The organism is Pseudomonas sp. NPDC089422 (assembly GCF_044749405.1).
In the GTDB taxonomy this organism is placed as follows: Bacteria; Pseudomonadota; Gammaproteobacteria; order Pseudomonadales; family Pseudomonadaceae; genus Aquipseudomonas.
In genome coordinates, this window is record NZ_JBIVHW010000004.1 from 126,512 (window position 1) to 152,502 (window position 25,991).

Annotated in this window: 26 protein-coding genes; 11 read left to right on the top strand and 15 right to left on the bottom strand. The window is 63.8% G+C overall.

Annotated elements, in window-relative coordinates; genetic code table 11:
* Positions 1 to 4: 4 nt before the first annotated feature.
* From recO to rpoE, 9 genes are all read right to left on the bottom strand, one after another.
* Positions 5 to 688: a DNA repair protein RecO gene (recO, locus tag ACIPZ8_RS09200; protein WP_400721794.1), complete on the bottom strand. Its 684-nt coding sequence runs from the start codon at positions 686 to 688 to the stop codon at positions 5 to 7.
* A gap of 165 nt (positions 689 to 853) precedes the next feature.
* The gene (gene era / locus ACIPZ8_RS09205) at positions 854 to 1,756 is read right to left on the bottom strand and encodes a GTPase Era (protein ID WP_016498176.1); all 903 of its coding nucleotides are present in this window, start codon (positions 1,754 to 1,756) and stop codon (positions 854 to 856) included.
* Complete coding sequence (rnc, locus tag ACIPZ8_RS09210; protein ID WP_027917873.1) at positions 1,749 to 2,438, bottom strand: ribonuclease III; 690 nt, start codon at positions 2,436 to 2,438, stop codon at positions 1,749 to 1,751. The genes era and rnc overlap by 8 nt, the downstream gene beginning before the upstream one ends.
* A gap of 161 nt (positions 2,439 to 2,599) precedes the next feature.
* The gene (gene lepB / locus ACIPZ8_RS09215) at positions 2,600 to 3,454 is read right to left on the bottom strand and encodes a signal peptidase I (protein WP_054885003.1); all 855 of its coding nucleotides are present in this window, start codon (positions 3,452 to 3,454) and stop codon (positions 2,600 to 2,602) included.
* 5 nt (positions 3,455 to 3,459) lie between these two features.
* Positions 3,460 to 5,259, bottom strand: a complete 1,800-nt coding sequence (lepA, locus tag ACIPZ8_RS09220) for a translation elongation factor 4 (protein WP_079226743.1) — start codon at positions 5,257 to 5,259, stop codon at positions 3,460 to 3,462.
* A 182-nt stretch (positions 5,260 to 5,441) separates the two neighbouring features.
* Positions 5,442 to 6,878 carry a DegQ family serine endoprotease gene (locus tag ACIPZ8_RS09225; RefSeq protein ID WP_400721798.1) on the bottom strand — a complete coding sequence of 479 codons (1,437 nt, stop codon included), beginning with the start codon at positions 6,876 to 6,878 and terminating at the stop codon, positions 5,442 to 5,444.
* A 187-nt stretch (positions 6,879 to 7,065) separates the two neighbouring features.
* Complete coding sequence (locus ACIPZ8_RS09230) at positions 7,066 to 8,031, bottom strand: MucB/RseB C-terminal domain-containing protein (RefSeq protein WP_400721801.1); 966 nt, start codon at positions 8,029 to 8,031, stop codon at positions 7,066 to 7,068.
* A gap of 12 nt (positions 8,032 to 8,043) precedes the next feature.
* Complete coding sequence (locus ACIPZ8_RS09235; protein WP_103449366.1) at positions 8,044 to 8,634, bottom strand: sigma-E factor negative regulatory protein; 591 nt, start codon at positions 8,632 to 8,634, stop codon at positions 8,044 to 8,046.
* A gap of 31 nt (positions 8,635 to 8,665) precedes the next feature.
* Positions 8,666 to 9,247 carry an RNA polymerase sigma factor RpoE gene (gene rpoE / locus ACIPZ8_RS09240; RefSeq protein WP_003252049.1) on the bottom strand — a complete coding sequence of 194 codons (582 nt, stop codon included), beginning with the start codon at positions 9,245 to 9,247 and terminating at the stop codon, positions 8,666 to 8,668.
* 435 nt (positions 9,248 to 9,682) lie between these two features.
* Here rpoE and nadB point away from each other — a divergent pair, with 435 nt between their 5' ends.
* Complete coding sequence (gene nadB / locus ACIPZ8_RS09245) at positions 9,683 to 11,287, top strand: L-aspartate oxidase (RefSeq protein WP_400721804.1); 1,605 nt, start codon at positions 9,683 to 9,685, stop codon at positions 11,285 to 11,287.
* Here the strand turns inward: nadB and ACIPZ8_RS09250 are convergent.
* Together ACIPZ8_RS09250 and ACIPZ8_RS09255 are read right to left on the bottom strand one after the other, a co-directional pair.
* The gene (locus ACIPZ8_RS09250; protein ID WP_400721807.1) at positions 11,274 to 11,735 is read right to left on the bottom strand and encodes a protein YgfX; all 462 of its coding nucleotides are present in this window, start codon (positions 11,733 to 11,735) and stop codon (positions 11,274 to 11,276) included. The two genes, nadB and ACIPZ8_RS09250, sit on opposite strands and share 14 nt — an antisense overlap.
* Positions 11,719 to 11,973, bottom strand: a complete 255-nt coding sequence (locus ACIPZ8_RS09255; RefSeq protein ID WP_008094993.1) for a succinate dehydrogenase assembly factor 2 — start codon at positions 11,971 to 11,973, stop codon at positions 11,719 to 11,721. The genes ACIPZ8_RS09250 and ACIPZ8_RS09255 overlap by 17 nt, the downstream gene beginning before the upstream one ends.
* Before the next feature lie 133 nt (positions 11,974 to 12,106).
* Between ACIPZ8_RS09255 and ACIPZ8_RS09260 the strand changes: the two genes are divergently transcribed.
* Positions 12,107 to 13,048: a YgfZ/GcvT domain-containing protein gene (locus tag ACIPZ8_RS09260; RefSeq protein WP_400721810.1), complete on the top strand. Its 942-nt coding sequence runs from the start codon at positions 12,107 to 12,109 to the stop codon at positions 13,046 to 13,048.
* A 31-nt stretch (positions 13,049 to 13,079) separates the two neighbouring features.
* Positions 13,080 to 13,886, top strand: a complete 807-nt coding sequence (locus ACIPZ8_RS09265; protein ID WP_400721813.1) for an HDOD domain-containing protein — start codon at positions 13,080 to 13,082, stop codon at positions 13,884 to 13,886.
* 49 nt (positions 13,887 to 13,935) lie between these two features.
* Here the strand turns inward: ACIPZ8_RS09265 and ACIPZ8_RS09270 are convergent, their stop codons facing one another.
* Together ACIPZ8_RS09270 and ACIPZ8_RS09275 are read right to left on the bottom strand one after the other, a co-directional pair.
* Positions 13,936 to 15,315: a sensor histidine kinase gene (locus ACIPZ8_RS09270; RefSeq protein ID WP_400721815.1), complete on the bottom strand. Its 1,380-nt coding sequence runs from the start codon at positions 15,313 to 15,315 to the stop codon at positions 13,936 to 13,938.
* The gene (locus ACIPZ8_RS09275) at positions 15,308 to 15,979 is read right to left on the bottom strand and encodes a response regulator (protein ID WP_054885013.1); all 672 of its coding nucleotides are present in this window, start codon (positions 15,977 to 15,979) and stop codon (positions 15,308 to 15,310) included. Before ACIPZ8_RS09275 ends, ACIPZ8_RS09270 begins: the two co-directional genes overlap by 8 nt.
* Before the next feature lie 200 nt (positions 15,980 to 16,179).
* Between ACIPZ8_RS09275 and ACIPZ8_RS09280 the strand changes: the two genes are divergently transcribed.
* The 5 genes from ACIPZ8_RS09280 (at position 16,180) to ACIPZ8_RS09300 (ending at position 21,662) form a co-directional block, all read left to right on the top strand.
* Positions 16,180 to 17,469: an OprD family porin gene (locus ACIPZ8_RS09280; RefSeq protein ID WP_400721818.1), complete on the top strand. Its 1,290-nt coding sequence runs from the start codon at positions 16,180 to 16,182 to the stop codon at positions 17,467 to 17,469.
* Between the two features lie 43 nt (positions 17,470 to 17,512).
* Positions 17,513 to 18,493 (top strand): Bug family tripartite tricarboxylate transporter substrate binding protein, encoded by a 981-nt coding sequence (locus ACIPZ8_RS09285; protein WP_400721821.1) that lies wholly within the window; start codon positions 17,513 to 17,515, stop codon positions 18,491 to 18,493.
* 168 nt (positions 18,494 to 18,661) lie between these two features.
* Complete coding sequence (locus ACIPZ8_RS09290) at positions 18,662 to 19,120, top strand: tripartite tricarboxylate transporter TctB family protein (RefSeq protein ID WP_400721824.1); 459 nt, start codon at positions 18,662 to 18,664, stop codon at positions 19,118 to 19,120.
* Positions 19,121 to 19,123: 3 nt separating this feature from the next.
* Complete coding sequence (locus ACIPZ8_RS09295; protein ID WP_400721827.1) at positions 19,124 to 20,638, top strand: tripartite tricarboxylate transporter permease; 1,515 nt, start codon at positions 19,124 to 19,126, stop codon at positions 20,636 to 20,638.
* On the top strand, positions 20,631 to 21,662 hold the full coding sequence (locus ACIPZ8_RS09300; RefSeq protein ID WP_400721830.1) for an AbrB family transcriptional regulator: 1,032 nt from the start codon (positions 20,631 to 20,633) through the stop codon (positions 21,660 to 21,662). The genes ACIPZ8_RS09295 and ACIPZ8_RS09300 overlap by 8 nt, the downstream gene beginning before the upstream one ends.
* A 27-nt stretch (positions 21,663 to 21,689) precedes the next feature.
* Here the strand turns inward: ACIPZ8_RS09300 and ung are convergent, their stop codons facing one another.
* The gene (gene ung / locus ACIPZ8_RS09305; protein WP_400721833.1) at positions 21,690 to 22,382 is read right to left on the bottom strand and encodes a uracil-DNA glycosylase; all 693 of its coding nucleotides are present in this window, start codon (positions 22,380 to 22,382) and stop codon (positions 21,690 to 21,692) included.
* A 126-nt stretch (positions 22,383 to 22,508) separates the two neighbouring features.
* On the opposite strand from ung, the gene ACIPZ8_RS09310 reads away from it, so the two are divergent.
* Positions 22,509 to 23,618, top strand: coding sequence for an enoyl-CoA hydratase/isomerase family protein (locus ACIPZ8_RS09310; protein ID WP_400721836.1), 1,110 nt, complete (start codon positions 22,509 to 22,511; stop codon positions 23,616 to 23,618).
* Between the two features lie 5 nt (positions 23,619 to 23,623).
* On the opposite strand, the gene ACIPZ8_RS09315 is transcribed toward ACIPZ8_RS09310, so the two are convergent.
* Positions 23,624 to 24,064, bottom strand: coding sequence for a hypothetical protein (locus ACIPZ8_RS09315; RefSeq protein WP_400721839.1), 441 nt, complete (start codon positions 24,062 to 24,064; stop codon positions 23,624 to 23,626).
* Between the two features lie 212 nt (positions 24,065 to 24,276).
* Here ACIPZ8_RS09315 and ACIPZ8_RS09320 point away from each other — a divergent pair, with 212 nt between their 5' ends.
* Together ACIPZ8_RS09320 and ACIPZ8_RS09325 are read left to right on the top strand one after the other, a co-directional pair.
* Entirely contained in the window at positions 24,277 to 25,767 is a 1,491-nt protein-coding gene (locus ACIPZ8_RS09320; RefSeq protein WP_400721842.1) for a diguanylate cyclase, read from the top strand.
* Positions 25,760 to 25,990: a cysteine-rich CWC family protein gene (locus ACIPZ8_RS09325; RefSeq protein WP_400721844.1), complete on the top strand. Its 231-nt coding sequence runs from the start codon at positions 25,760 to 25,762 to the stop codon at positions 25,988 to 25,990. Before ACIPZ8_RS09320 ends, ACIPZ8_RS09325 begins: the two co-directional genes overlap by 8 nt.
* The last annotated feature ends 1 nt before the right edge of the window (position 25,991 follow it).

A 25,991-nucleotide genomic window follows, 5' to 3' on the forward strand; every position in this document is an offset into this window, starting at 1 on the left:
GTGCTCAGCGCTTGCGAAACAGTTCCCGGCTGACCAGCGGTTTTGCCCCCAGGTGTACCGCCAGTGCCTGGCGCATCAGGCGCTTGGCCGCCAGCAAGGCGCCAGGGGCATCCCAGTCAGCCTGGGCCAGTGCCAGCAGCTCGGTGCCATTGAACAACCCTGGCTGGGCCAGGTGCACGCGTTCGAGGCCGGCATCGACCCGCAGGCGGTACAGGCCGTCAGCTTCGATCGGGTCGTCGTTGACGTCGTGGCTGAGGGAAAAGGTGTAGCCCAGGTCCTCCAGCAGCCGCCACTCGAAGGAGCGCAACAGCGGTTCCAGCGGCCTTCCCGCAGCCAAGGCCTGCAGGGTCAGGGCGTAATGCTCGAACAGCTCGGGCTGCGGCGCCTCGGCGGGCAGCAGGCGCATCAGCAGTTCATTGAGGTAGAGGCCGCTGAACAGCGCGTCACCATGCAGCCACGCAGCAATGCCCACAGTGTCCAGGCGCCTGACGTTCTTTAGCTCACCTTTGCCGAACAGCTCCACCTCCAGCGGAACGAACGGCCGCACCAGGCTGCCACCCTTGCCGCGCGCACGGCGAAGCACCGCACGCAGGCGGCCCTGCGGCGTGAAGAAGTCCACCAGCGCACTGGTTTCCTTGTAGGCGCGGCTGTGCAGGACGTAGGCCGGCTGCGGGATGGGTTGATCCATTTTCAGTCTCTGAGACCGTGCCAGACGCAACCTTTGTAGGAGCGGCCTTGTGTCGCGAAAGGGCTGCGAAGCAGCCCAAAAATCTGTGTATCCGTCGAAATCCTGGGGCCGCTACGCGACCCTTTCGCGACACAAGGCCGCTCCTACAAAGGGCCGCGCAGAAGTTTAGAGGTCGCCGTAGCCCAGCGAACGCAGGGCGCGTTCGTCGTCGGACCAGCCGCCTTTGACCTTGACCCAGAGGTTGAGCATGACCTTGGAGTCGAACAGCACTTCCATGTCCTTGCGCGCTTCAGAGCCAATGCGTTTGATGCGCTCGCCCTTGTCACCGATGATGATCTTCTTCTGGCCATCACGCTCGACCAGGATCAGTGCATGGATGTGCAGTACATGGCCCTGCTGCTTGAACTCTTCGATTTCCACGGTGATCTGGTACGGCAGCTCGGCACCCAGCTGGCGCATGATCTTCTCGCGCACCAGTTCGGCGGCGAGGAAGCGGCTGCTGCGGTCGGTGATCTGGTCTTCCGGGAAGAAGTGATCGTTTTCCGGCAGGTGCTTGGCGATCTGGGCTTCCAGCGCTTCCAGGTTGTGGCCCTGCTGCGCGGAAATCGGCATCACTTCGGCGTTCGGCAGTTGTTCCTGCAGCCACTGCAGGTGCGGGATCAACTCGGCCTTTTCTTCCATGCGGTCGGTCTTGTTGACCGCAATGATCAGCGGGCCGGTCACGTACTGCACGCGCTCCAGCACCAGCTGGTCCTCGTCGGTCCACTTGGTGCGGTCGACCACGAAGATCACCACGTCGACGTCTTTCAGGGCCGCCGAGGCGTTGCGGTTCATGTAGCGGTTCAAGGCCTTGTCGTTGGCCTTGTGCATGCCCGGGGTGTCGACGTAGATCGCCTGCACGTCACCCTCGGTCTTGATGCCGAGCATATTGTGGCGGGTGGTCTGCGGCTTGCGCGAGGTAATCGCCAGCTTCTGGCCGAGGATGTGGTTGAGCAAGGTCGATTTGCCCACGTTCGGGCGGCCGACGATGGCCACGTAACCGCAGCGGGTCGGATTGTTATCAGTCATTGCCATTCTCCACGCCCAGGGCGATCAATGCAGCAGCGGCGGCGACCTGCTCGGCGATACGCCGGCTGACGCCCTGGCCACGGCTCTTGTTGTTCAGCAGCACCACTTCGCATTCGACGAAGAAGGTACGGCAGTGCGGTTCGCCCTGGATGTCGACCACCTCGTAACGCGGCAGCTCGCAGCTGCGCGATTGCAGGAACTCCTGCAGGCGGGTTTTCGGGTCCTTGTTGGTGTCGACCAGGGTCAGGCCTTCGAACTCGTCGGTCAGCCAGGCGAGGACTCGCTCGCGCGCGGTCTGCATGTCCGCGTCCAGATAAATGGCGCCGATCAGCGCTTCCAGGGCGTCAGCCAGGATCGACTCACGGCGGAAACCACCGCTCTTGAGCTCACCGGAGCCAAGGCGCAGGTAATCACCCAGGTCGAAACCACGGGCCAGGCGGGCCAGGGTCTCGCCCTTCACCAGGCGGGCACGCAGACGCGACAGCTGGCCTTCGCGGGCCTGCGGGAAGCGCTCGAACAGCGCCTCGCCGGCGACAAAGTTGAGAATGGCGTCACCGAGGAACTCCAGACGCTCGTTGTTGCGCCCGGCATAGCTGCGGTGAGTCAGGGCCAGCAGCATCTGCTCCTGGTTCTTGAAGGTGTAGCCGAGCTTGCGCTCGAGACGGGCAAGGGAAGCACTCATGCAGCCACCCGTTGGTTGTTCAACGCGTTGTTCAAATCAACATCCTGAAAGACTGTTGGGCTGTGGTCCGTCGCGGCGAGCGGCGAATCTCTCGTTCCTTGAGAACACAGCCTATGTCAGAAATGCATTCGGCGCTGTCTGCAAGACAGCGCCGAAGGGTATCAATGGATCAGGCCAACCCGCGACAAGTTGGGCAAGTGGCTGAGTTTTGGCTCTGGCCAGCTCATCCACACCGCGAAGGCCTTGCCGACGATGTTCCGGTCCGGAACCATGCCGTGCAGCTCTTTAGGGATTTTCGGGTCATCCCAGTAGCGGCTGTCGTTGGAGTTGTCGCGGTTGTCGCCCATCATGAAGTAATGGCCGGCCGGCACGGTCCATTGCTGGTCCGGCGGCATGCGATAACGGGTCATCTCCTTGCGGATCAGGTGCTCGGCTTCGCCGAGTTTTTCCTTGTACAGCTCGGCGCTGCCCAAGGTACCTGGCTCGGCGCCGACCAGCTGCTCGGCGATCGGCTGGCCGTTGACGAACAGCCGCTTGTCGCTGGTGTAGCTGATCTTGTCGCCTGGCAGGCCGACCACACGCTTGATGTAGTTGACGTTCGGGTCGCTCGGGTAGCGGAACACCATCACATCGCCGCGTTGCGGGTCACCGACCTCGATGACCTTCTTGTCGATCACCGGCAGGCGGATGCCGTAGGAGAACTTGTTCACCAGGATGAAATCGCCCACTTCCAGGGTCGGTTTCATCGACCCCGAAGGGATCTGGAACGGCTCGACCAGGAACGAGCGCAGCACCAGCACGATGAACAGCACCGGGAAGAACGACTTGCCGTACTCGACCAGCAGCGGTTCTTTGCTCAGGCGCTCGACCACCGCCATTTCTGGCTGGGTGACGCTGCCCTGGTAGTTGGCGATCGCTGCCCGCCGGCGCGGAGCCAGGAACAGCAGATCGATCAAGCCCAGCAGACCGCAGACGAAGACGGCGATGACTAGCAACAGCGGGAAATTTAGCGACATAGGACCTAGCTATCCAACCTGAGCACGGCGAGGAAGGCTTCCTGTGGAATCTCCACGTTGCCCACCTGTTTCATGCGTTTCTTACCGGCCTTCTGCTTCTCCAGCAGTTTCTTCTTACGGCTGACGTCACCACCGTAGCACTTGGCCAGTACGTTCTTTCTGAGCGCCTTGACGGTCGTCCGCGCGATGATCTGGCCACCAATGGCAGCCTGGATCGCCACGTCGAACATCTGCCGAGGGATCAGCTCCTTCATCTTCTCGGTCAACGCACGGCCTTTGTAGGCCGCGTTGTCGCGGTGCACGATCAATGCCAGGGCATCGACCTTGTCGCCGTTGATCAGTACGTCCAGCTTGACCAGGTTGGCCGACTGGTAGCGATCGAAATGATAGTCCAGCGAAGCATAGCCGCGGCTGGTCGACTTCAGGCGGTCGAAGAAGTCCAGTACCACTTCGTTCATCGGCATGTCATAGCGCACCTGCACCTGGCTGCCGAGGAACTGCATGTCGCGCTGCACGCCACGCTTCTCGATGCACAGGGTGATGACGTTGCCCAGGTGCTCCTGCGGCACCAGGATGGTCGCAGTGACGATCGGCTCGCGGAAATCGGCCACCGCCGAGACGTCCGGCAGCTTCGACGGGTTGTCGACGACGATGGTTTCGCCGGTCTTCAGTTCGAGCTCGTAGATCACGCTTGGCGCGGTGGTGATCAGGTCCAGGTCGTATTCGCGCTCCAGGCGCTCCTGGATGATCTCCATGTGCAGCATGCCGAGGAAGCCGCAGCGGAAGCCGAAGCCCAGGGCGTCGGAGCTTTCCGGCATGTATTGCAGCGACGAGTCGTTGAGGGTCAGCTTCTGCAGGGCGTCGCGGAAGTCCTCGAAGTCGTCGGAGCTGACCGGGAACAGGCCGGCGTAGACCTGCGGCTGGATCTTCTTGAAGCCTGGCAGCACTTCGACCTCGGGGGTCGTGGACAGGGTCAGGGTGTCACCGACCGGGGCACCGTGAATGTCCTTGATGCTGGCAATGATGAAGCCCACTTCACCGGCCTTCAGGTCGGCGGTCTGGGTGTGCTTCGGGGTGAACACACCGACGCTGTCGACCAGGTGCACCTTGCCGGTGGACTTGACCAGGATCTTGTCGCCTTTCTTGACACGGCCATGGCGCACACGCACCAGCGAGACCACGCCCAGGTAGTTGTCGAACCAGGAGTCGATGATCAGCGCCTGCAGTGGCGCCTCGATATCGCCTTCCGGCGCAGGGATGGTCTGCACCAGGCGCTCGAGCACCTCGTCCACGCCCATGCCGCTCTTGGCGCTGCAGGCCACGGCGTCGGTGGCGTCGATGCCGATGATTTTCTCGATCTCGTCCTTCACACGGTCTGGATCGGCCTGGGGCAGGTCCATCTTGTTCAGCACCGGCATGACTTCCAGGCCCTGCTCGATGGCGGTGTAGCAGTTGGCCACGGACTGGGCTTCGACGCCCTGGCCGGCGTCCACCACCAGCAGCGCACCTTCACAGGCCGCCAGCGAACGCGAAACTTCGTAGGTGAAGTCGACGTGGCCGGGGGTGTCAATGAAGTTCAGCTGATAGACCTTGCCGTCTTGCGCCTTGTAGTTGAGCGTGACGCTGTGGGCCTTGATGGTGATACCGCGTTCGCGCTCCAGGTCCATGGAGTCCAGTACCTGGGCTTCCATTTCGCGCGCCGACAGGCCACCGCACATTTGAATGAAACGGTCGGCCAGCGTCGACTTGCCATGGTCGATGTGGGCGATGATGGAGAAATTGCGGATATGACTCAAATCACTCACGGGTCAACACTCGGAAAAGGCTGCGAGCCGGACGCCCGCCGAAAAATAGCCGGGAATTGTACCTTAAGCTGCTGGGATATGGGAGATTCCTCTATCGGACTGTACACAGCATTCGCCCCCGTAATTGTGAACTTTCATGAAAAAGGGCAGCCGAAGCTGCCCTTTCCTACCTGTGAGTCCGCTTATTCAGCGAGTTTGAAGGTGATGAAGCTGGCACGCCCCTGACGCAGCACGCGCATCGACACCGAGCGGTTCTTCGGCAGGTCCTTGGCGATTTCGGTGAACTGCTTGGCCGACGCGACCGCCTGGTTGTTCAGGTGGCTGATCACGTCACCCGGACGCAGACCGATCATCGCTGCCGGGCCGTCCTGAACTTCCTTGATGACCACGCCGCCCTTGAGCTCCAGGGTCTTCTTCTGCTCAGCGGTCAGGTCCGACACGGACACGCCCAGGCGGTTGCTGTTGCGCTCGGCGCTGCCTTCAGGGCCGGTACCGGCCGTGATGTCGGCATCGTCATCCGGCATCGGGCCGACGGCGACGTCCAGGGTCTGGCGCTTGCCATTGCGGATGATCTCGAGCTTGGCCTTCTCGCCGTCCTTCAGGCTGCCGACCAGGTGCGGCAGGTCGGCCGACATGACGATCGGCTGGCCGTTCATGCTCAGGATCACGTCACCCACCTGCAGGCCGCCCTTGGCTGCCGGGCCGTTTTCCAGTACTTGCGCCACCAGGGCACCGGCGGGCTTGTCGAGGCCGAACGATTCAGCCAGGTCCTTATTGACCTCCTGAATCACCACGCCCAGCCAGCCGCGGCTGACCTTGCCGTCTTTCTTCAGCTGGTTGGACACATCGATGGCCACGTCGATCGGGATGGCGAAGGACAGGCCCATGAAGCCGCCGGAGCGGGTGAATATCTGCGAGTTGATACCCACCACTTCGCCCTTCATGTTGAACAGCGGGCCACCGGAGTTACCCGGGTTGATGGCCACGTCGGTCTGGATGAACGGCACATAGGTGTCGTTGGGCAGGGTCCGGCCCTTGGCACTGACGATGCCTTTGGTCACCGAGTGGTCGAAGCCGAATGGCGAACCGATGGCCAGCACCCACTCACCGACCTTGAGCTTCTCGGAATCACCCAGCTTGACGGTCGGCAGGTTCTTGCCCTCGACCTTGAGCAGGGCCACGTCGGTGCGCGGGTCGGTGCCGATCAGCTTGGCCTGCAGCTCGCTGCGGTCCGACAGGCGGACGATGATCTCGTCGGCATCGGCAACCACGTGATTGTTGGTCAGTACATAGCCGTCGCTGGAAATGATGAAGCCCGAACCCAGCGACATGGCCTCGCGCTGACGGTCACCGCGCGGCGAACGCGGCTGCTGCGGCATGTTGCGCTCGAAGAACTCGCGGAACATCGGCGGCAGGCCTTCGAGGTCCGGCATCTGCCCGGAGGCGACGCGGTCCGGCAGCTTTTGCTTGGTGCTGATGTTGACCACGGCCGGCGAGGCCTGCTCGACCAGGGTGGTAAAGTCCGGCAGGGCTTCATCGGCCTGGGCGCTGAGCACCTGGCCGAGCATCAGCACGGCGGCGAACATCGTTAGGTAGGATTTCAAGCGTGGTATTGACATACGGCTCCCGTCACAACGAGCGGTAGTTGGAAATTGCCCTGCACAAAGCAGGAAAGGCCAGACTCCTAGAAGCCTGACCTATAGAAAATTTGCCGAAGGATTGCAAATGACAATGCTTTAATTTCATTTCAGCCGCGTGTCCGTTCGCCTGTGCATTGCCCTTGATGAGACCCGCAAAGGCGCGCCGTCACTGGCGCGCCTGGGCATCCTGAGGGCGCATCGACAGCGCGATACGTTCTGCCGTACCCAGCGGAATTTCGCCGACCACGGTGACCTGCACCTTGCCCTTGGGCGTGTTCAGCCGGCGCGAAACGGCCGAGGTCGGGCCAAGCTGGGTGCGCACATCGGCACCGGCATCATCCTTCACGGGCTCGAGGAACACCGAGAATCGGGCCAGACCATCGTCATACATCAGGCTGCTGATCGAACTGTTGCGCTCAGGGTCGCGGCGCACCGTGCTGTTGATCAGTTCGAACCCCGGCGGCAGCCAGTCCGAACGCCAACCGGCAACCGCTTCGGTGGTGGTACTGGCCGCCCGCTCGACCGGCTTGCACGCAGCACTGGCTTGCAGTTCCTGGTCGGTAGGCAGGTCGTCGGTGTCCAGGCGGGTCATCTGGAAGCGTTCGAGCAATTGCCCCTTGTCATTGAGCATCAATGAGCGCAGCGGCAGGCCGGTACGGCGGTCCAGGTGGAGCTCGAATGCATAACGGTGCTGGTCACGCGGCGTCAGCGTGACAATCACGGCGTCGCGGTCAGCGACCCGGGACTTGCCCGCCACACCCAGGTCGTACCAGCTCATCAGCTTGAGGGGATCGAGCGAACGCTGTGCAGAATCGGGAGGGTTACCTACCCTGCTCGCCAAGGCACCACTGACGCACTGCACCTTGCCATCCACGCGCACGATTTCCTGGGCGGTGCCATCGAGCTGCAGAAGCCGCTCGCTGACCTTGCCGTCCTGAACGCGATGCCAGATATCGTGGGAAGAGAAGCTGCCGTTACGTTCGTAGACGAAGGAGCCCTGGTAACTCTGCTTCTGCTCGGCCTGTGCCAGCTTGTTCAACCATTCGCTCGCCTCGGGCGAGGAGTTGGCTGCCAACGCTGGCACCGTCATGCAGCTGCCTATCAGCAGCGACAGGAGAGGTAGCGCGCGCATGATCCTCCTTACTTAGCGGTTTTCCAGGCTGGCGGCGCGGGCATACGGCAGGGCGGTTTCAGTGCCCTTGAGCGCGGATTCCTGCGCGTGCTGGCGCAGATAGCCTGGCAGACGCTGATCCCAGCCGGCCTGGTTCTGCAGCACGCCGTTGGCCATCGGCCCGGTCGGTTGCTCACTGCTTTCACTATAGCCTGCCAAAACCGCCGGGCCCTGACTTTGTGGCATGGTCAGGCCTTGCTGTGCAGGCTGCTGGGCAGCCAGCTCGGCACCGGTGATCTCGTCCTGGTTGTACATGCGCACACCAGCCAGTACCGCAACGGTGACCGAGGCAGCCACGGCCAGGCGGCCAATGCTGCGCCACGGGCCCTGCTTGACCTTGGCCGGCACGGCTTCGTCGGCCAGCGCGGCGGAGACCGCCGAGGCGATATCCAGCTTGGGCAGCAGCAGTTCCTTGTGCATGGCTGCGCGGGCTACCTGGTAACGCGACCAGGTGGCACGGGTTTCGGCATCGTCGACGGCGTTCAACACCCGACGCAATTCCAGTTCGTCCGCTTCGTTATCCATCACCGCGGACAGCGATTCCTGCAAAGCTTCACGACTCATGGCGGTTCCTCTCTTGGCTGTCGCCGCTGTCTCAGGTTTCCTGCAACAACGGCTGCAGGGCTTTGTCTATGGCCTCCCGAGCGCGGAAGATTCGAGAGCGCACGGTACCCACCGGACATTGCATGACGCTGGCAATGTCTTCGTAACTCAACCCATCGAACTCACGCAGGGTCAGTGCCGTGCGCAAATCTTCGGGCAGTTGCTGGATGGTGCGATGGACAGTGCCTTCGATTTCATCCCGCAACAACGAGCGCTCTGGGGACTCGAGATCCTTGAGACCATGATCGCCGTCGTAAAACTCCGCATCCTCGGAGCTCACATCGCTGTCTGGTGGCCGTCTTCCACGGGACACCAGGTAGTTCTTCGCCGTGTTGATGGCGATGCGGTACAGCCAGGTATAAAACGCACTGTCACCGCGGAAATTGCCAAGCGCACGGTAGGCCTTGATAAAGGCTTCCTGTGCCACATCCTGGGCCTCGTGGGTGTCGTGAACGAACCGCACGATCAACCCTAGAATCTTGTGCTGATACTTCAGCACCAACAGATCGAACGCTCGCCTGTCTCCGCGCTGCACGCGCTCGACAAGCTGCTGATCCTCTTCCTGGGTTAGCATGAACACTCCTCAGTGAACTCGAAGGAGCGTTGCAACAGCCTTTGTTCAGGCTTGCAACCATAGACTCGGGCTTTGCGCAAAAGTTCTCCCCTCCAAGCAAGTTTCCTGCGGCCCTTGGTCGGCTCGCACGGAAGACGCGGCGCGGTCACGGCCCGCTGCGTCGATAATCAGGATTCGAATACGCAGGTGTCAGCCCGGATAGAGCTGCCGCCCCGCGTCGCCGCGGCAAATTATGGCGTGCGGACAGCCTTCATAGGATTTCCGGCCGTATCGGAAAGTTCCCGGAAAGATTGACGCAACGCCCCAAGTGGCATGGAAATTGGCTACCGCAGGCTGCTATAAAGACAGCCCGGCCAGCATTCACGATAGTTTCACATTGCCATCTGCACGTGACTATTGTGCCGCGCCCTTTCCAAAGATTACTAGTGTCCCGACATGAGCCAACAATTCCAACATGATGTCCTGGTGATCGGCAGCGGCGCAGCCGGTCTCAGCCTGGCACTTAACCTCCCCGGCCATTTGCGCATTGCCGTGCTGAGCAAGGGCGACCTGGCCAATGGTTCGACCTTCTGGGCCCAAGGCGGGGTCGCTGCCGTACTCGACGACACCGACACCGTGCAGTCGCATGTCGAGGACACCCTCAATGCCGGCGGCGGCCTGTGCAACGAAGAGGCCGTGCGCTTTACCGTCGAGCACAGCCGTGAAGCCATCGAATGGCTGATCGAGCAAGGTGTACCGTTCACCCGCGACGAACACTACAGCGTCGATGATGGCGGTTTTGAATTCCACCTGACCCGCGAAGGCGGCCACAGCCATCGACGCATCATCCATGCGGCCGACGCCACCGGCGCGGCGATTTTCACCACCTTGCTCGAACAAGCCCGTAAGCGCCCGAACATCGAGTTGCTGGAGCAGCGCGTGGCGGTCGACCTGATCACCGAGCGCCGCCTGGGCCTGGCGGGTGATCGCTGCCTGGGGGCCTACGTGCTGAACCGCAACAGCGGCGAAGTCGATACCTTCGGCGCGCGCTTCACCGTGCTGGCCACGGGGGGCGCAGCCAAGGTCTACCTCTATACCAGCAACCCCGACGGTGCCTGCGGCGATGGCATCGCCATGGCCTGGCGCGCCGGCTGCCGGGTGGCGAACCTGGAGTTCAACCAGTTCCACCCGACCTGCCTGTATCACCCTCAGGCCAAGAGCTTCCTGATCACCGAGGCCCTGCGTGGCGAAGGTGCGCTGTTGCGGCTGCCCAACGGCGAGCGCTTCATGCCGCGCTTCGACCCGCGCGAAGAACTGGCACCGCGCGATATCGTCGCCCGCGCCATCGACCACGAGATGAAGCGCCTGGGCGTCGATTGCGTCTACCTGGACATCACCCACAAGCCGGCCGACTTTGTCAAAAGCCACTTCCCGACCGTTTACGAGCGCTGCCTGGCGTTCGGCATCGACATCACCCGCCAGCCGATTCCGGTGGTTCCGGCCGCCCATTACACCTGTGGCGGGGTCATGGTCGATGATCGTGGCCACACCGATGTGCCCGGCCTGTACGCCATCGGCGAAACCAGCTTTACCGGCCTGCACGGCGCCAACCGCATGGCCAGCAACTCGTTGCTGGAGTGCTTCGTCTATGGCCGTGCCGCTGCGGCGGACATCGAGGCGCATCTGGACCAGATCGCCATGCCCAGGGCCCTGCCCTGCTGGGACGCCAGCCAGGTCACCGACTCGGACGAAGACGTGATCATCGCGCACAACTGGGACGAGTTGCGCCGCTTCATGTGGGACTACGTGGGCATCGTGCGCACCAGCAAACGCTTGCAGCGCGCCGAGCATCGCGTTCGCCTGCTGCTCGACGAGATCGACGAGTTCTACAGCAACTACAAGGTCAGCCGCGACCTGATCGAACTGCGCAACCTGGCTCAGGTGGCGGAGCTGATGATTCGCTCGGCGATGCAGCGCAAGGAAAGCCGTGGGCTGCACTACACCCTGGACTACCCGGGGTTGCTGCCCGAGGCCAAGGACACCATCCTCAGCCCGATCTGAAATAGCTGTCGAACCTGCGCCGACTGAACTTCAGCCTCACCCGCAAACGCCGGTGCTGGTCAGCGCCCAAGGCATCCCGAGGCACGCACTGGCTCTCACCGAGCCAGTGCCCTGCCCTGACGAAGCGCAATACCACCAGGCCCGGCACTGCCACACTGTCCCGACATAGGCGCACCGGTTGCCAGCCCAGCGCCCGACTGAACACACGCCAGCCCAGCGCATCCCGGCGCAGGCCAGTAACAGCACGGGGGTCAGTCAGCAGGATTCGACGGGGAATGGCCCAGCATGCGTGGGCAATACAAGCGGCAAGAACACCAAGACCAAGCCACCAGGGCAGCGCGCTCAGCCACACGGCCAGGAGCGCCAGCACCTGGCAACCCAGGTAGCCCGCCAGCAACAGGCGCGAGCCCTGCCAGCGGCACTCGAAACACTCACTTGGGCTGGACACGATCCAGAATGATGCGGACCATGCGCTGCAGCTCAGGGTCTTCCGACTCGGTACGCTCCATGAACCAGCCGAACATGTCCTGATCTTCACAGCTCAACAGGCGGACATAAAGTTCGCGGTCGGCTTCGCTCAGGGTCGGATAGACCTCCTGGGTGAATGGCACCAGCAATACGTCCAGTTCCAGCATGCCGCGGCGGCTGTGCCAGAAAAGCCGGTTGAGTTCAGTTTGTTCGACCATGGGGCCCTCCTCGAATGGTCGCGCAGTATACCGCGCAGCGAACGAAGCGACACAGGGCGTTGGTCTAGTCACCTACCTATTTTGTTACTGGCGTTCTATGATGGCCGCCAGTCTTTAGCCACCGCGATGACCCATGGCCGATTCCGCTTTCTTCAGCCCCCTGTCCCACGAGGGCATTCTCGCCGTCCGCGGCTCCGACGCCGGCAAGTTCCTGCAGGGCCAGCTGACCTGCAACATCAACTACCTCAGCCTCGAGCACGCCAGCCTTGGCGCCCGCTGCATGGTCAAGGGGCGCATGCAGTCGAGCTTCCGCATCCTGCCCGAGGGCAATGGCTACCTGCTGGCCATGGCCAGCGAGCTGCTGGAGCTGCAACTGGCCGACCTGAAGAAGTACGCCGTATTTTCCAAGGCCACACTCACTGACGAGAGCGCAGCCTGGGCACGCTTCGGCCTGCAAGGTGGCGGCGCCGCGCTGCAGGCCTTGGGGCTGGACGTTGCGCAAACAGCAGGCAGCACCGTACGCCATGATGGCCTGATTGCCATTGCCGTTTCCGCCGGCCGCACCGAACTCTGGGTACCGGCAGAGCAGGCCACCAGCATTCGCCAACAGCTGGCAGCGGCGTTGCCGGAAGGCAGCCTGAACGACTGGCTGCTGGGGCAAGTGCGCGCCGGCATCGGCCAGGTCATGGGCGCCACCCGCGAGCTGTTCATCCCGCAGATGATCAACCTGCAGGCAGTCGATGGCGTGAGCTTCAAGAAGGGCTGCTACACCGGCCAGGAAATCGTCGCGCGCATGCAGTACCTGGGCAAGCTCAAGCGCCGCCAGTACCGGCTGGCGCTCGAGCAGCAGGATGTTCCGGCACCCGGTAGCGAAATCTTCTCACCGACCCATGGCTCGTCCGTGGGCGAGGTGGTGCTGGCCGCCAGCACCGGTCAGGGTTGCGAGCTGCTTGCAGTGCTCAGCGCCGAGTCGGTGGAGGACGACAACCTGCACCTGGGCAGCCTCGAGGGCCCTCGTCTGCAGGTGCTGAGCCTGCCCTACGAGCTGGACCGCGATCAGGAAATCCAGCGCTGAACAGTGCACCACCCTTGCCGTTGAGACGTTCATGAACAAGCTGGCCGAGATGGTTCAAGCGCAGTTGCTCGCTGCCATCGACAACGATGACCTGGTCCTGCCAACCTTGCCCGAGGTAGCCCTGAGCATTCGCGAGGCCGCCGAAGACAGCGAGATCAGCGTTGCCGCCCTGAGCAAGGTGATCGGCCGTGACGCCGCCCTGTCGGCGCGCCTGATCAAGGTGGTCAACAGCCCGCTGCTGCGCGCCGCCGTCGAAGTCACCGACCTGCACACAGCCATCACACGATTGGGCATCAACTACAGCTGCAACCTGGCCATCGGCCTGGTGATCGAACAGATCTTCCATGCCCGCTCGTCGGCAGTTGAACAAAAATTACGTGATATCTGGTCGAACAGCCTCGAAGTTGCAGGCATCAGCTATGAACTGTGCCGCCGCTACACGCAGCTGAAACCCGACCAGGCGACCCTTGGCGGGCTGGTCAACCAGATCGGCGCGCTGCCGGTGCTGATCTACGCCGAAGAACACAACGAGCTGCTTTCCGACCCGGTCTGCCTGCACTACGTGATCGAGCAGATCCAGCCGGTGCTGGGGGACAAGATTCTCTCTGCGTGGGAGTTTCCCGAGCAGCTGGTCAACCTGCCGAGCCAGGTGCAGGACCTGGACCGGCGCACCGACAAGGTCGACTACATCGATGTGGTGCAGATCGCCAAGTGCCTGAGCCAGCGCACGCGCAGCCGACCGTTGGCGGCGTTGCCGGCTTATCGGCACCTTGGCTTGCCCTTTGGCACCGAGCTGGAGATTGCCGAACTGCTGGAAGCGCGGAGCATGTTGCGCTGATCCTGCGTTGCTGCACTGGCCTCTTCGCGAGGCAAGCGCAGGCAAACGGTCAGTCAGCGATAAAGCTCACCCGCACCTTCAACCCGCCCTTCTCGCCATCATGCAGGCTGATCTGCGCCAGGTGCGCCCTGCAGATTTCCCCAACGATGGCCAAGCCCAGCCCACTGCCCTGCACGCCCCTGCGATAGAAGCGCTCGAATACCCGCTCGCGCTCCTCTTCAGGAATCCCCGGCCCATCATCCTCGACCTCCAGCACCGCCGGCGCCAGCACCCGCAGGATCACATTGCCGCCGGCCGGGGTATGCGCCAGCGCATTGTCCACCAGGTTGCTGAGCAGCTCGTTGAGCAAGGTCGGCTCCCCCTTCAACCACACCGGCGCCTCGGCCTCCAGCGCCAAGGCCACGCCCCGGTTGTACGCCAGTGGCGCCATCGCCATGCCCAGTTCACGGGCCAACTGGCTCAGGTCCAGGCGCTGGGCCCCGCCTTCGGCAATCGCCCGGGCACCGTTCTCGACCCGGGCCAGCGACAACAGCTGATTGGCCAGATGGGTCAGGCGGTCGGTGCCCTGCGCCGCCGACTCAAGGGTCTGCCGCCATTCTTCGGGCTGCTGCGAACGCAGGCCGAGCTCGACCCGTGCCTTCAGCGCCGCCAGTGGCGTGCGCAGTTCGTGGGCAGCCTCGGCAATGAACTGAGCCTGGCGTTCGAACTGCCCGCGCAAACGCTCGGTAAAGTGGTTCAAGGCACGCACCAGTGGGCCCAGTTCACGCTGCACCTGTACCACCGGCAGCGCCCGCAGGTCATCCGGCTGACGCTCCTCCACCGCCGTGCGCAGGCGCTCCAGGGGGCGTAGCGCCGCGCTGACCGCGAACCACACCATGACCAGCGCCCCCAGCGCCAGCATGCCCAGGCGCAGCAAGGTGTCAGCCATCAACCCACGGGCCATGCGCACCCGCGCTTCTTCGGTCTCGGCCACGCGAATTTCCGCCATGCCGTTCATGTTCGGCTCGCTCACCGCCTTCAGCAGGCTGACCACACGCACGTCCTGGCCGAGGTAGGTGGCGTCGTAGAAGCGTGCCAGTGCCGGATAGTCGTCGGTACGCGGCGTGCCGGGCGGCGGTGGCGGCAGGTGTTCGTAACCGGAAATCAGCTGCTGGTTGATGTCCAGGACCTGGTAGTAGATACGCCCGGCGCTGTCGTAGGCGAAGGTGTCCAGCGCCACATAGGGCACATCGGCGCTGAGGCTGCCATCACGCTGGGACAGCCCGGCGGCGATGGTCCGCGCCGAAGCCAGCAAGGTCCGGTCGTAGGCGGTATCGGCCGCTTCGCGGCCATTCCAGTAGGCGCTCAGGCCGCTGGCCAGCATCAGCACCACCAGCAGCAGCGCCAGGTTGCCCAGCAGCCGCCCGCGCAAGCTGCCGTTGTCACGCATCGCGGTGCTCGAGCAGGTAACCCAGGCCGCGGAAGGTGACGATGGCAACCGAGTGGCCATCGAGCTTCTTGCGCAAGCGGTGGATGTAGATTTCGATGGCGTCGGGGCTGGCCTCTTCGTCCAGGCCGAATACCTGGGCGGCCAGCTGTTCCTTGCTCATCACACGCCCCGGGCGGGCGATCAATGCTTCGAGCACGCTCTGTTCACGCGAGGTCAGGGTCAGGTTGTCCTCGCCCAGGCTGAAACGCCGGGTGTCCAGGTCGTAGACCAGTGGCCCGCAGCGCTGCTGGCGTTCGCCACCGAGCACGCTGCGCCTGAGCAAGGCCTTGACCCGCGCTTCCAGCTCGGTCAGCTCGAAGGGTTTGGCCAGGTAGTCGTCAGCACCGAGGTTCAGGCCGTGCACGCGATCCTTCACATCGCTGCGTGCGGTGAGCATCAGCACCGGCAGGGTCTTGCCGCGACCGCGCAGGCGCGCCAGCACCTCGAAGCCGTCCATCCGCGGCAGGCCCACGTCGAGCACGGCAACGGCGTATTCCTCGCTGGCCAGGGCCAGGTCGGCGGCCACGCCGTCATGCAATACATCCACGGTCAGGCCTTGGCTTTTCAGGGCCTGGGCCACGCTTTCGGCCAGTTGCAGATGGTCTTCGACCAGCAGCACACGCATCGGATTCTCCCTGCTCGGGTGGGGCGGTGGCGCGGAGTGTACCGCCGTCGCCAAGCCTGTGAAGCCCCTTGTGGCAAACCTTTCACGCTGAAAGGTTAGCGAAAGGTTCATTGCCTAGCATCGCACCACGGTCGCTCCACGCGCCGAAAAAAGCACCAGCAAGGTGCAACGAACAAGAATAAAAAAACGGAGTCATCCCGATGCTGTCATCGCAGCCTGAGGCGTTCGCGCCTAGCCGTTCCCTGTCCGCACGCCCTTCTGCCATCGCGGGTGCCCTTGCACTTGCCGGTGTCGCCCCGCTGAGCCAGGCCGCCTTCTTCGAAGACAGCACGGCCACCTTCGAAACCCGTAACATGTACTTCAACCGCGACTTCCGCGATGGCACCAGCGCGCAGCAATCCAAGCGCGACGAGTGGGCCCAGGGCTTCATGCTCAACTTCGAGTCCGGCTATACCGAGGGCCCCGTGGGCTTCGGCCTGGATGCGCTGGGCATGATGGGCATCAAGCTCGACTCCAGCCCCGACCGCACCGACACCGGCCTGCTGCCGACCCACGATGACGGCAAGGCTGCCGACGAGTATTCCAAGCTCGGCCTGACCGGCAAGGTCAAAGTGTCGAAGACCGAACTGAAGGTCGGCACCCTGATCCCGGAACTGCCGACCCTGCAGCCCAACGACGGCCGCATCCTGCCGCAAACCTTCGAGGGCGGCCTGCTGACCTCGCAGGAAATCAAGGGCCTGACCTTCACCGGCGGGCGCCTGGACAAGGCCAAGGACCGCAACGACACCAACTGGGAAGACCTGGCCCTCAACAACAAGAACGGCCGCTTCGGTGGCACCTTCAGCGCCGACAACCTCGACCTTGCCGGCCTGGACTACAAGTTCACCGACCGCATCACCGGCAGCTACCACTTCGCCCAGCTCGACGACATCTACCGCCAGCACTTCATCGGCATGCTCGCCACCCAGCCGTGGGGCCCGGGCACCTTCGGCGCCGACGTGCGCCTGGCGGTCAGCGACGATGCCGGCGCGGCCAAGGCCGGGCGCATCGACAACACCACCTTCAACACGATGCTCAGCTACAGCCTGGGCGGGCACAAGGTCAGCGCCGCCTGGCAGCAGCTTTCCGGCGACAGCGCCTTCCCCTACATCGATGGTGCCGACCCGTACCTGGTCAACTTCGTCCAGATCAACGACTTCGCCGGCGCCGACGAGCGTTCGTGGCAAGCGCGCTACGACTACAACTTCGCCGCCCTCGGCGTCCCCGGCCTGACCTTCATGACCCGCTACATCAACGGCGACAACGTCAACCGGGCCGCCGGTGGCGAGGGCAAGGAGTGGGAACGCAACACGGAACTGAAGTACGTGGTACAAAGCGGCCCGTTGAAGAACGTCGCCGTGCGCCTGCGCAACGCCACCTTCCGCTCCAACTTCGCCCGCGATGCTGACGAAGTGCGGCTGCTGGTGAGCTACAGCGTCGCGCTCTGGTAACCCATGCGGTAACCCATAACAAAAACGCTCACGGAGACATTCGATGACCCTTTCACTGCGCCGCCTCGTCCTCGCCACCGGCTGCCTGCTGCTGGCCGGCAACGCCCTCGCCGCCGAACCGAAACGCCCTGAATGCATCGCCCCGGCCTCGCCCGGTGGTGGCTTCGACCTGACCTGCAAGCTGGCGCAGAGCGCCCTGGTGCAGGAGAAGATCCTCAGCAAGCCGATGCGTGTGACCTACATGCCCGGCGGTGTCGGCGCAGTGGCCTACAACGCCGTGGTCGCCCAGCGCCCGGCCGACGCCGGCACCCTGGTGGCCTGGTCCAGTGGTTCGCTGCTGAACCTGGCCCAGGGCAAGTTCGGCCGCTTCGACGAGAACGCAGTGAAATGGCTGGCGGCAGTTGGCACCAGCTACGGCGCCATCGCGGTGAAGAGTGATTCGCCCTACAAGACCCTCGACGACCTGGTCGCCGCACTGAAGAAAGACCCGAGCAAGGTGGTGATCGGCTCCGGTGGCACCGTCGGCAGCCAGGACTGGATGCAGACCGCACTGATCGCCAAGGCCGCCGGCATCAACCCGCGCGACCTGCGCTACGTGGCCCTGGAAGGCGGTGGCGAGATCGCCACCGCGCTGCTGGGCGGGCATATCCAGGTCGGCTCCACCGACATCTCCGACTCCATGCCGCACATCCAGAGCGGCAACATGCGCATCCTCGCGGTGTTCTCGGAAAACCGCCTGGACGAGCCGGAGATGAAGGACATCCCCACCGCCAAGGAACAGGGCTACGACATTGTCTGGCCGGTGGTGCGCGGTTTCTACCTCGGGCCGAAGGTGAGCGACGAAGACTACGCCTGGTGGAAAGAGTCGTTCGACAAGATGCTGGCTTCGGAGGACTTCGCCAAGCTGCGTGACCAGCGCGAGCTGTTCCCGTTCGCCATGACCGGCGCGGAGCTGGATGCCTATGTGAAGAAGCAGGTGGCTGACTACAAATCCCTGGCCAAGGAATTCGGCCTGATCCAGTAAGCCACTTCCGCCATTCGCTCTTTGTAGGAGCGGCCTTGTGTCGCGAAAGGACTGCGCAGCAGCCCCGGCAATATGTGCAGCGCTGCTGAAATCCTGGGGCCGCTTCGCGCCCCTTTCGCGACACAAGGCCGCTCCTACAAAGGGTCTGCGTACAACGAGGACTCTTCGATGATCCTGCAACGCATCTTCGCCCTGGCCCTGCTGGCGGTGTGCGCCGTCCTGGCCGTGATGGCCTGGCCCTACCAGGCAGCATTTTCCTACGAACCGGTCGGCCCGCGCGCCTACCCGCTGCTGATGCTCGGCCTGATGAGCCTGGGCCTGCTGTACCTGGTCGTTCGCCCCACGCCGATCGTGCGCAAGGACGATGAACCCGAACTGGACCGCGAAACCCTGATCAAGATCACCGCCTGCGTCGGCCTGCTGATCATCTTCGCCGCCACCTTCGAAGCCCTGGGCTTCATCCTCAGCGCCGTCCTGGTCGGCATCCCCATGGCCCGGCTGTACGGCGGCCGCTGGCTGCACAGCACCCTCGTGGTGGTGGGCATGAGCGTGCTCCTTTACTGGCTGTTCGACCGCGTCATGGACGTGCCCCTGCCCCTCGGCCTGCTGAGCGTACTGGAGAACTGACACATGGATACCTTGAGCTACCTGGGCCAGGGCTTCGGCGTCGCCCTGTCCCCCTACAACCTGGTCACCGCCCTGTCGGGCACGCTGATCGGCACCGTGGTCGGCCTGCTGCCGGGCCTGGGCCCGATCAACGGCGTGGCCCTGCTGATCCCGATCGCCTTCGCCCTCGGCCTGCCTCCGGAGTCGGCGCTGATCCTGCTGGCCGCGGTGTACCTGGGCTGCGAATACGGCGGCCGGATCAGCTCGATCCTGCTGAACATTCCGGGCGAAGCCTCGACCGTCATGACCACCCTCGACGGCTACCCGATGGCCCGCCAGGGCCTGGCCGGCGTGGCCCTGTCGCTGTCGGCCTGGAGCTCGTTCATCGGCGCGTTCATCGCCACCTGCGGCATGGTGCTGTTCGCCCCGCTGCTGGCGAAATGGGCGATTGCCTTTGGCCCGGCGGAATACTTCGTGCTGATGGTGTTCGCCATCGTCGCCCTCGGCGGCATGGCCGGTGACAAGCCGCTGAAGACATTCATTGCCGCACTGATCGGCCTGTTCCTGTCGGCAGTCGGTATCGATGCCAACAGCGGCGTGTACCGCTTCACTGGCGACAGTGTGCACCTGGCCGATGGCATCCAGTTCGTGGTGCTGGTACTGGGCCTGTTCTCCGTCAGCGAAATCCTGCTGTTGCTGGAAAAGACCCACCATGGCCACGAGGCGGTCAAGGCCACCGGGCGCATGCTGTTCAACCTCAAGGAAGCGGCCTCGGTGTTCGTGGTCAACATCCGCTGCGGCCTGCTGGGCTTCATCATGGGCGTGCTGCCGGGTGCCGGCGCAACCCTGGCCAGCGCCGTGGCCTACATGACCGAGAAACGCATCGCCGGTGAAAAGGGCAAGTTCGGCAAAGGTGACGCCCGTGGCCTGGCTGCCCCGGAAACCGCCATCGGCGCCTCCTGCTGCGGCGCCCTGGTGCCGATGCTGACCCTCGGCGTACCCGGCTCGGGCACCACGGCGGTGATGATCGGCGCGCTGACCCTGTACAACATCACCCCAGGCCCACTGCTGTTCGAACAGCAGCCGGACATCGTCTGGGGCCTGATCGCCTCGCTGTTCATCGCCAACATCATGCTGGTGATCCTGAACATTCCGATGATCCGCATCTTCACCCGCATCCTCGCCGTGCCGAACTGGGCGCTGGTGCCGGTGATCGCGATCATCACCGCGATCGGCGTGTACGCGGTGCATGCCACTACCTTCGACCTGTTCCTGATGGTCGGCATCGGCATCATGGGCTACATCCTGCGCAAGCTGGACTTCCCGCTGTCGCCGATCCTGCTCGGTTTCATCCTCGGCGGCCTGATGGAGCAGAACCTGCGCCGGGCGCTGTCGATTTCCAACGGTGAGCTGGGCATCCTCTGGTCGAGCCCGATCAGCCTGTCGGTCTGGGTGCTGACCCTCTGCATGCTGACCCTGCCGCTGCTGCGCATCTGGCGCAAGCGCAGCCTGCAGCGCCGGGCCATGGCTGATGCCTGATCGGTCACTGCCGCTGTTTGTCGCAACCGGGCTGGTCGGCCTTGCTGGCGGTTTTGCCGCCAGCAAGGTCGGCTGGCCTTTGCCCTGGATGGTCGGCTCATTGCTGGCGATCATCCTGGTGCGCTGCCTGACGCCCTGGCAATTGTCGGAAATCCCCAATGGCCGCAAGTGCGGGCAGTGCATCATCGGCATCGGTATCGGCCTGCATTTCACCCCAGCGGTGATCGAGCAGGTCGCCAGCCACTTCGCGCTGATCTTCTTTGGCGCACTGTTCACCACGCTTTCCAGCGTGATCAGCGTGTGGCTGCTACGGCGCACCGGTGAAGACCGGGCGACGGCGTTCTTCGCCAGCATGCCCGGTGGTTCGGGGGAGATGGTCAACCTGGGCGCGCGCAATGGTGCGGTACTCAGCCAGGTGGCCGCGGCGCAAAGCCTGCGCGTGCTGGCCGTGGTGCTGTGCGTGCCGGCGCTGTTCAAGTTCCTGCTCGGTAACGGCGTGCCGCTGAATCACGCCGGCAGTGTCAGCTGGGGCTGGCTGGCGCTGATCGTGCCACTGGGCGTGGCGGCGGGTTTCGCATGGCAGCGCTTGCGCCAGCCCAACCCCTGGCTGTTCGGGCCGTTGCTGGTCGCCGCGTCGGTGAGCCTGGCGGGCAACCTGCAAATCGCCTTGCCCAATGGCGCCAGCCAGATCGGCCAGTGGCTGATCGGCAGCGGCCTGGCCTGCCACTTCAATCGCGCGTTCTTCCGCCGCGCGCCGTCCTTCCTCGGGCGCACGCTGCTGGCCACGGCACTGTGCATGGCGATTGCCGGCAGCGCGGCGTGGGGGTTAAGCGTGATGACCGAGCTGGACCTGCGTTCGCTGACCCTGGGGATGATGCCGGGCGGCATTGCCGAGATGAGCCTGACGGCCGAAACCCTGCAGCTGTCGGTGCCACTGGTGACGGCGCTGCAGGTGGTGCGGTTGATCCTGGTGCTGTTTCTGGCGGAGCCGTTGTTCAGGTATTGGGTCAAGGCTAAGGGCTAGGGGCTGCCCTGCAGCCCCTGCCCGCCTTCAGAGTGGCGGCAACGCCCAGTTGATGGGCGCCATGCCACGCTGTTCGAGGAAGCTGTTGGTGCGGCTGAAGTGTCCACAGCCGAGGAACCCGCGATACGCCGACAACGGCGACGGGTGCACCGACTTGAGCACCAGGTGCTTGGTGCCATCGATCAGCTTCTGCTTGCTCTGGGCATGCGCCCCCCATAGCAGGAACACCACGTTCGGGCACTGCTCGCTGACCACCTGGATGATCCTGTCGGTAAAGAACTCCCAGCCCTTCTTCGCATGCGAGGCGGCATTGGCGCGCTCGACGGTCATGGTCGTGTTGAGCAACAGCACGCCCTGCTCGGCCCAGCTCTGCAGGTAGCCGTGGCTGGCGATCGGGATGTTCAGGTCGCGCTGCAGCTCTTTATAGATGTTGACCAGCGACGGTGGCGCCGGCACGCCCGGCTGCACCGAGAAGCACAGGCCATGGGCCTGGCCCGGGCCGTGGTACGGGTCCTGGCCGAGGATCACCACCTTGACCTGCTGCAGCGGCGTGGAATTGAGCGCATTGAAGATCAGCGGCCCCGGCGGGTAGATCTCCTTGCCGGCCGCGTGCTCCTGGCGCAGGAACTCACGCAGCTGGTGCATGTAGGGCTGGTCGAACTCGGCGCGCAGTGCAGCCTTCCAGCTGGGTTCGAGTTTGATGCGATCGTCTTCAGTCATGGGGCCATCCGTAAACAATGGCGCGACACTAGGTAAGCCACTCACCCTTGTCAATCGATCCGACCGACGACCGGCATGATCGGCGATGCGGGCCATACTTGGGGGATGACTTGCGCGAGGTAGTCCATGGCCATTCATTGCGAGGTACTCACCGGCGCCGATGGCGCCCGAATCGGCATCGCCACGCTCGATGCCCCCAAGGCGCTCAATGCCCTCAACCTGCCGATGATCGAGGTGCTGGGCGAACAGCTGCACAGCTGGGCCAGCGACCCAGGCGTCGTCTGCGTGCTATTGCGCGGCAACGGTGCCAAGGCGTTCTGCGCCGGCGGCGATGTGCGGGCGCTGGCCCAGGCCTGCCTGGCCCACCCCGGCAGCGTACCACCGCTGGCCGCCAGCTTCTTTGCCGCCGAATACCGCCTCGACTACCTCTTGCACACCTACCCGAAGCCCTTGCTGTGTTGGGGCCACGGGCATGTGCTGGGCGGCGGCATGGGGCTGCTGCAGGGCGCCGGTGTACGCATCGTCACCCCAAGCAGCCGGCTGGCCATGCCGGAAATCAGCATCGGCCTGTACCCGGACGTAGGAGCCAGCTGGTTTCTCGCCCGCCTGCCCGGCAAGCTTGGCTTGTTCCTCGGGCTGACCGGGGCACCGATCAATGCCCGTGATGCCCTCGACCTGGACCTGGCTGATCGTTTCTTTGGGGAAGAACAGCAAGAGGCCTTGGTCGAAGAACTGCTGCAACTGAACTGGCAGGAGCAGACCGGCCTGCAGCTGAACAGCTTGCTCAAGGCCGAACAGCATCGCGCCTGGGCCGAGCTGCCGGCGGCGCAGTGGCTGCCGCGGCGCCAAGTGATCGACGACCTGCTCGACGTGGCCGACCCGGCTGCCGCCTGGCGCGCCCTGGAAAGTCTCAAGCATCACGCTGACCCGTTGCTGGCCGAAGCAGGTCAACGCCTGCATGAAGGCTGCCCACTGACGGCGCACCTGGTCTGGGAGCAGATCCTGCGTGCCCGGCACCTGTCACTGGCCCAGGTGTTCCAGATGGAATACAGCATGAGCCTCAATTGCTGCCGGCACCCGGAATTCAGTGAAGGCGTGCGAGCGCGACTGCTGGACAAGGACAACCAGCCGCACTGGCACTGGCCGGATGTGGCGCAGGTGCCAGCGGCGGTGGTCGAGGCGCACTTTGCCAAGGTGTGGGAAGGGCGGCACCCGTTGGCCGACCTGGGGTCATGACAGCATCAGCGCTGCCAGTTGTGGTCTCCTCCACGCCCGCGCTCCGACTGGCGGTCGTTGTCCCCGCGGTTGTTGGAATGCCAGCGATCATGCTGGTAACGCTGGCTGCCATCGCGATAATCATTGCGGTCGCGGTCCCGTCCATAGTCATTGCGCTGGCGGTTGCCATAGTCGTAGCGCGGGTTGCCATGCCACTGGTTCATCCCCGGCTGAGGGCCGGGCCGGTAATAAGGGGCCGGAGCCGGTCGGTAGTAACGGGGGGCAGGCTGGTAGTAGTAACGCGTCTGCGGCGTTACATAGTAGCGGTCATACCGGTAGTACCCGGGTGTTACATAGCGATCGGTGGTGTAGTAATCCGAACGGTAATAGTCACCGCGCTCGTAGTAGGGCGCGCAGGCGGACGTCATCAGACCCAGCAGGGCGATCAACAGAATTCGATAGGACATGGCGGCCTCCTGGACCGCTGAGGTGCCCGAACAGCGGCGCTGGCGAGCGTCGACGAAAATGTGTTCATCGACAATGAATCAGACAACGGCGCCAAGGTGCAGTGCCATTTCAGCAACAAATTGATACAGGTCGAAATAACCATTAAAAACATGCAGTCATTTGCCCGTCATCTCACTAGAATGAGCGCCTCGGCACACATCACGGGAAGATCATGCCTTCACGCTCCGCCCTGTTTTCACAGCGCTCGCTGATCCTCGCCCTGCTGCTGTTGCTGACCTGCGGCTTCCTCGCCACATCGCTGATCAGCTATTTCGCCTCGCGCAGCGCGATCCGCGACGGCATCGTCAATACCGAACTGCCGCTCACCTCCGATACCGTCTATTCGGAAATCCAGAAAGACCTTATCCGCCCGGTGCTGATCGCCTCGATGATGGCCCAGGACACCTTCCTGCGCGACTGGGTGCTGGCGGGCGAACAGGACACCCGGCGCATCACTCGCTTTCTCGGCGAGGTCATGGGCAAGCAGGCCACCTTCACCTCGTTCTTCGTCTCCGACCGCACCCTCACTTACTACCAGGCCAAGGGCGTGCTCAAGCACGTGGTACCGAACACCTGGCGCGATGCCTGGTACTTTCGCCTGCGCGAGATGAAAGCGCCGTATGAGATCAACGTCGACCTGGACATGGCCAACCAGGACAACCTGACGGTGTTCATCAACTACCGGGTGCTGGACTATCAGCAGCGCTTCATCGGTGCCACCGGCGTGGGCCTGAGCGTGGACGCGGTGATCAAGCTGATCGACAAGTACCAGCGCCGCTACCAGCGCTCGGTGTTTTTCACCGACGCCAAGGGCAAGGTCATTCTGACCGGCTCGGAGGGTGGCCCGCATGGCCTGAAGGTCGGGCAACCCTTGACCGACAATACCGACCTGAGCGATTTGCTGGCGCAGCGCCCGACGCCCACCGAGGGCAGCCACGAGTACAAGGACAGCAAAGGTCACAGCCACTTCCTCAATGTGCGGCAACTGCCCGAACTGGGCTGGTACCTGCTGGTCGACAAACGCGAGACCGGCGCCCTGGACCCTATCCGCCACTCGCTGTACCTGAACCTGGTGATCTGCGCGATGATCACCCTGGTGGTGCTGTCGCTGCTCAACGGCATGCTCAGGCGCCACCAGGCCAGTACCGAAGCGCTGGCGACCCTCGACAGCCTGACCGGCCTGCCCAACCGGCGCAGCTTCGACCTGCTGGCCGCCCAGGCCCTGCAGGAGGCCCAGCGCGATTGTGCGCCGCTGGTCGCCTTGCTGATCGACCTCGATCACTTCAAGGTGCTCAACGATACCCATGGCCACCTGGCAGGCGACGAAGTGCTGCGCCAGTTCGCCAACGTGCTGCAGGGCAGCCTGCGCCAGTCGGATATACTCTGCCGCTGGGGGGGTGAGGAATTCATCGTCCTGTTGCGCGAGGCCGAGGGCCGGCAGGCCATCGACGTGGCGGAGAAAGTCCGCCGGCGTACCGAGCAACTGACCTTCAGCTACGAAGATCAACCCTTGCGCCTGACCACCAGTATCGGCCTCAGCGCCTTGCAGCCGGGCGACACCCTGCACGCCCTGCTGACCCGCGCCGACCGTGCGCTCTATCGTGCCAAGCAGGCCGGCCGCAACCGCGTCTGCAGCGAAACACCCGGAACCGAACATGACTGACAGCCAGCACTGCCCCGCCTGTGGTGCCCTCAACCAGTGCAGCCTGGCCGACCCGCGCAGTGCCACCCAGGCCTGTTGGTGCTTCGGCGTGACCATCGACCCCGCCGTGCTCCAGGCCCTGCCTGCCGAACTGCGCGACAAGGCCTGCCTGTGCCCGCGCTGCGCGGCTGTGGAAGACCAGCTTGCGAGTGATGCAACAGCGATCGTCGGTGAAAAACGCTAGA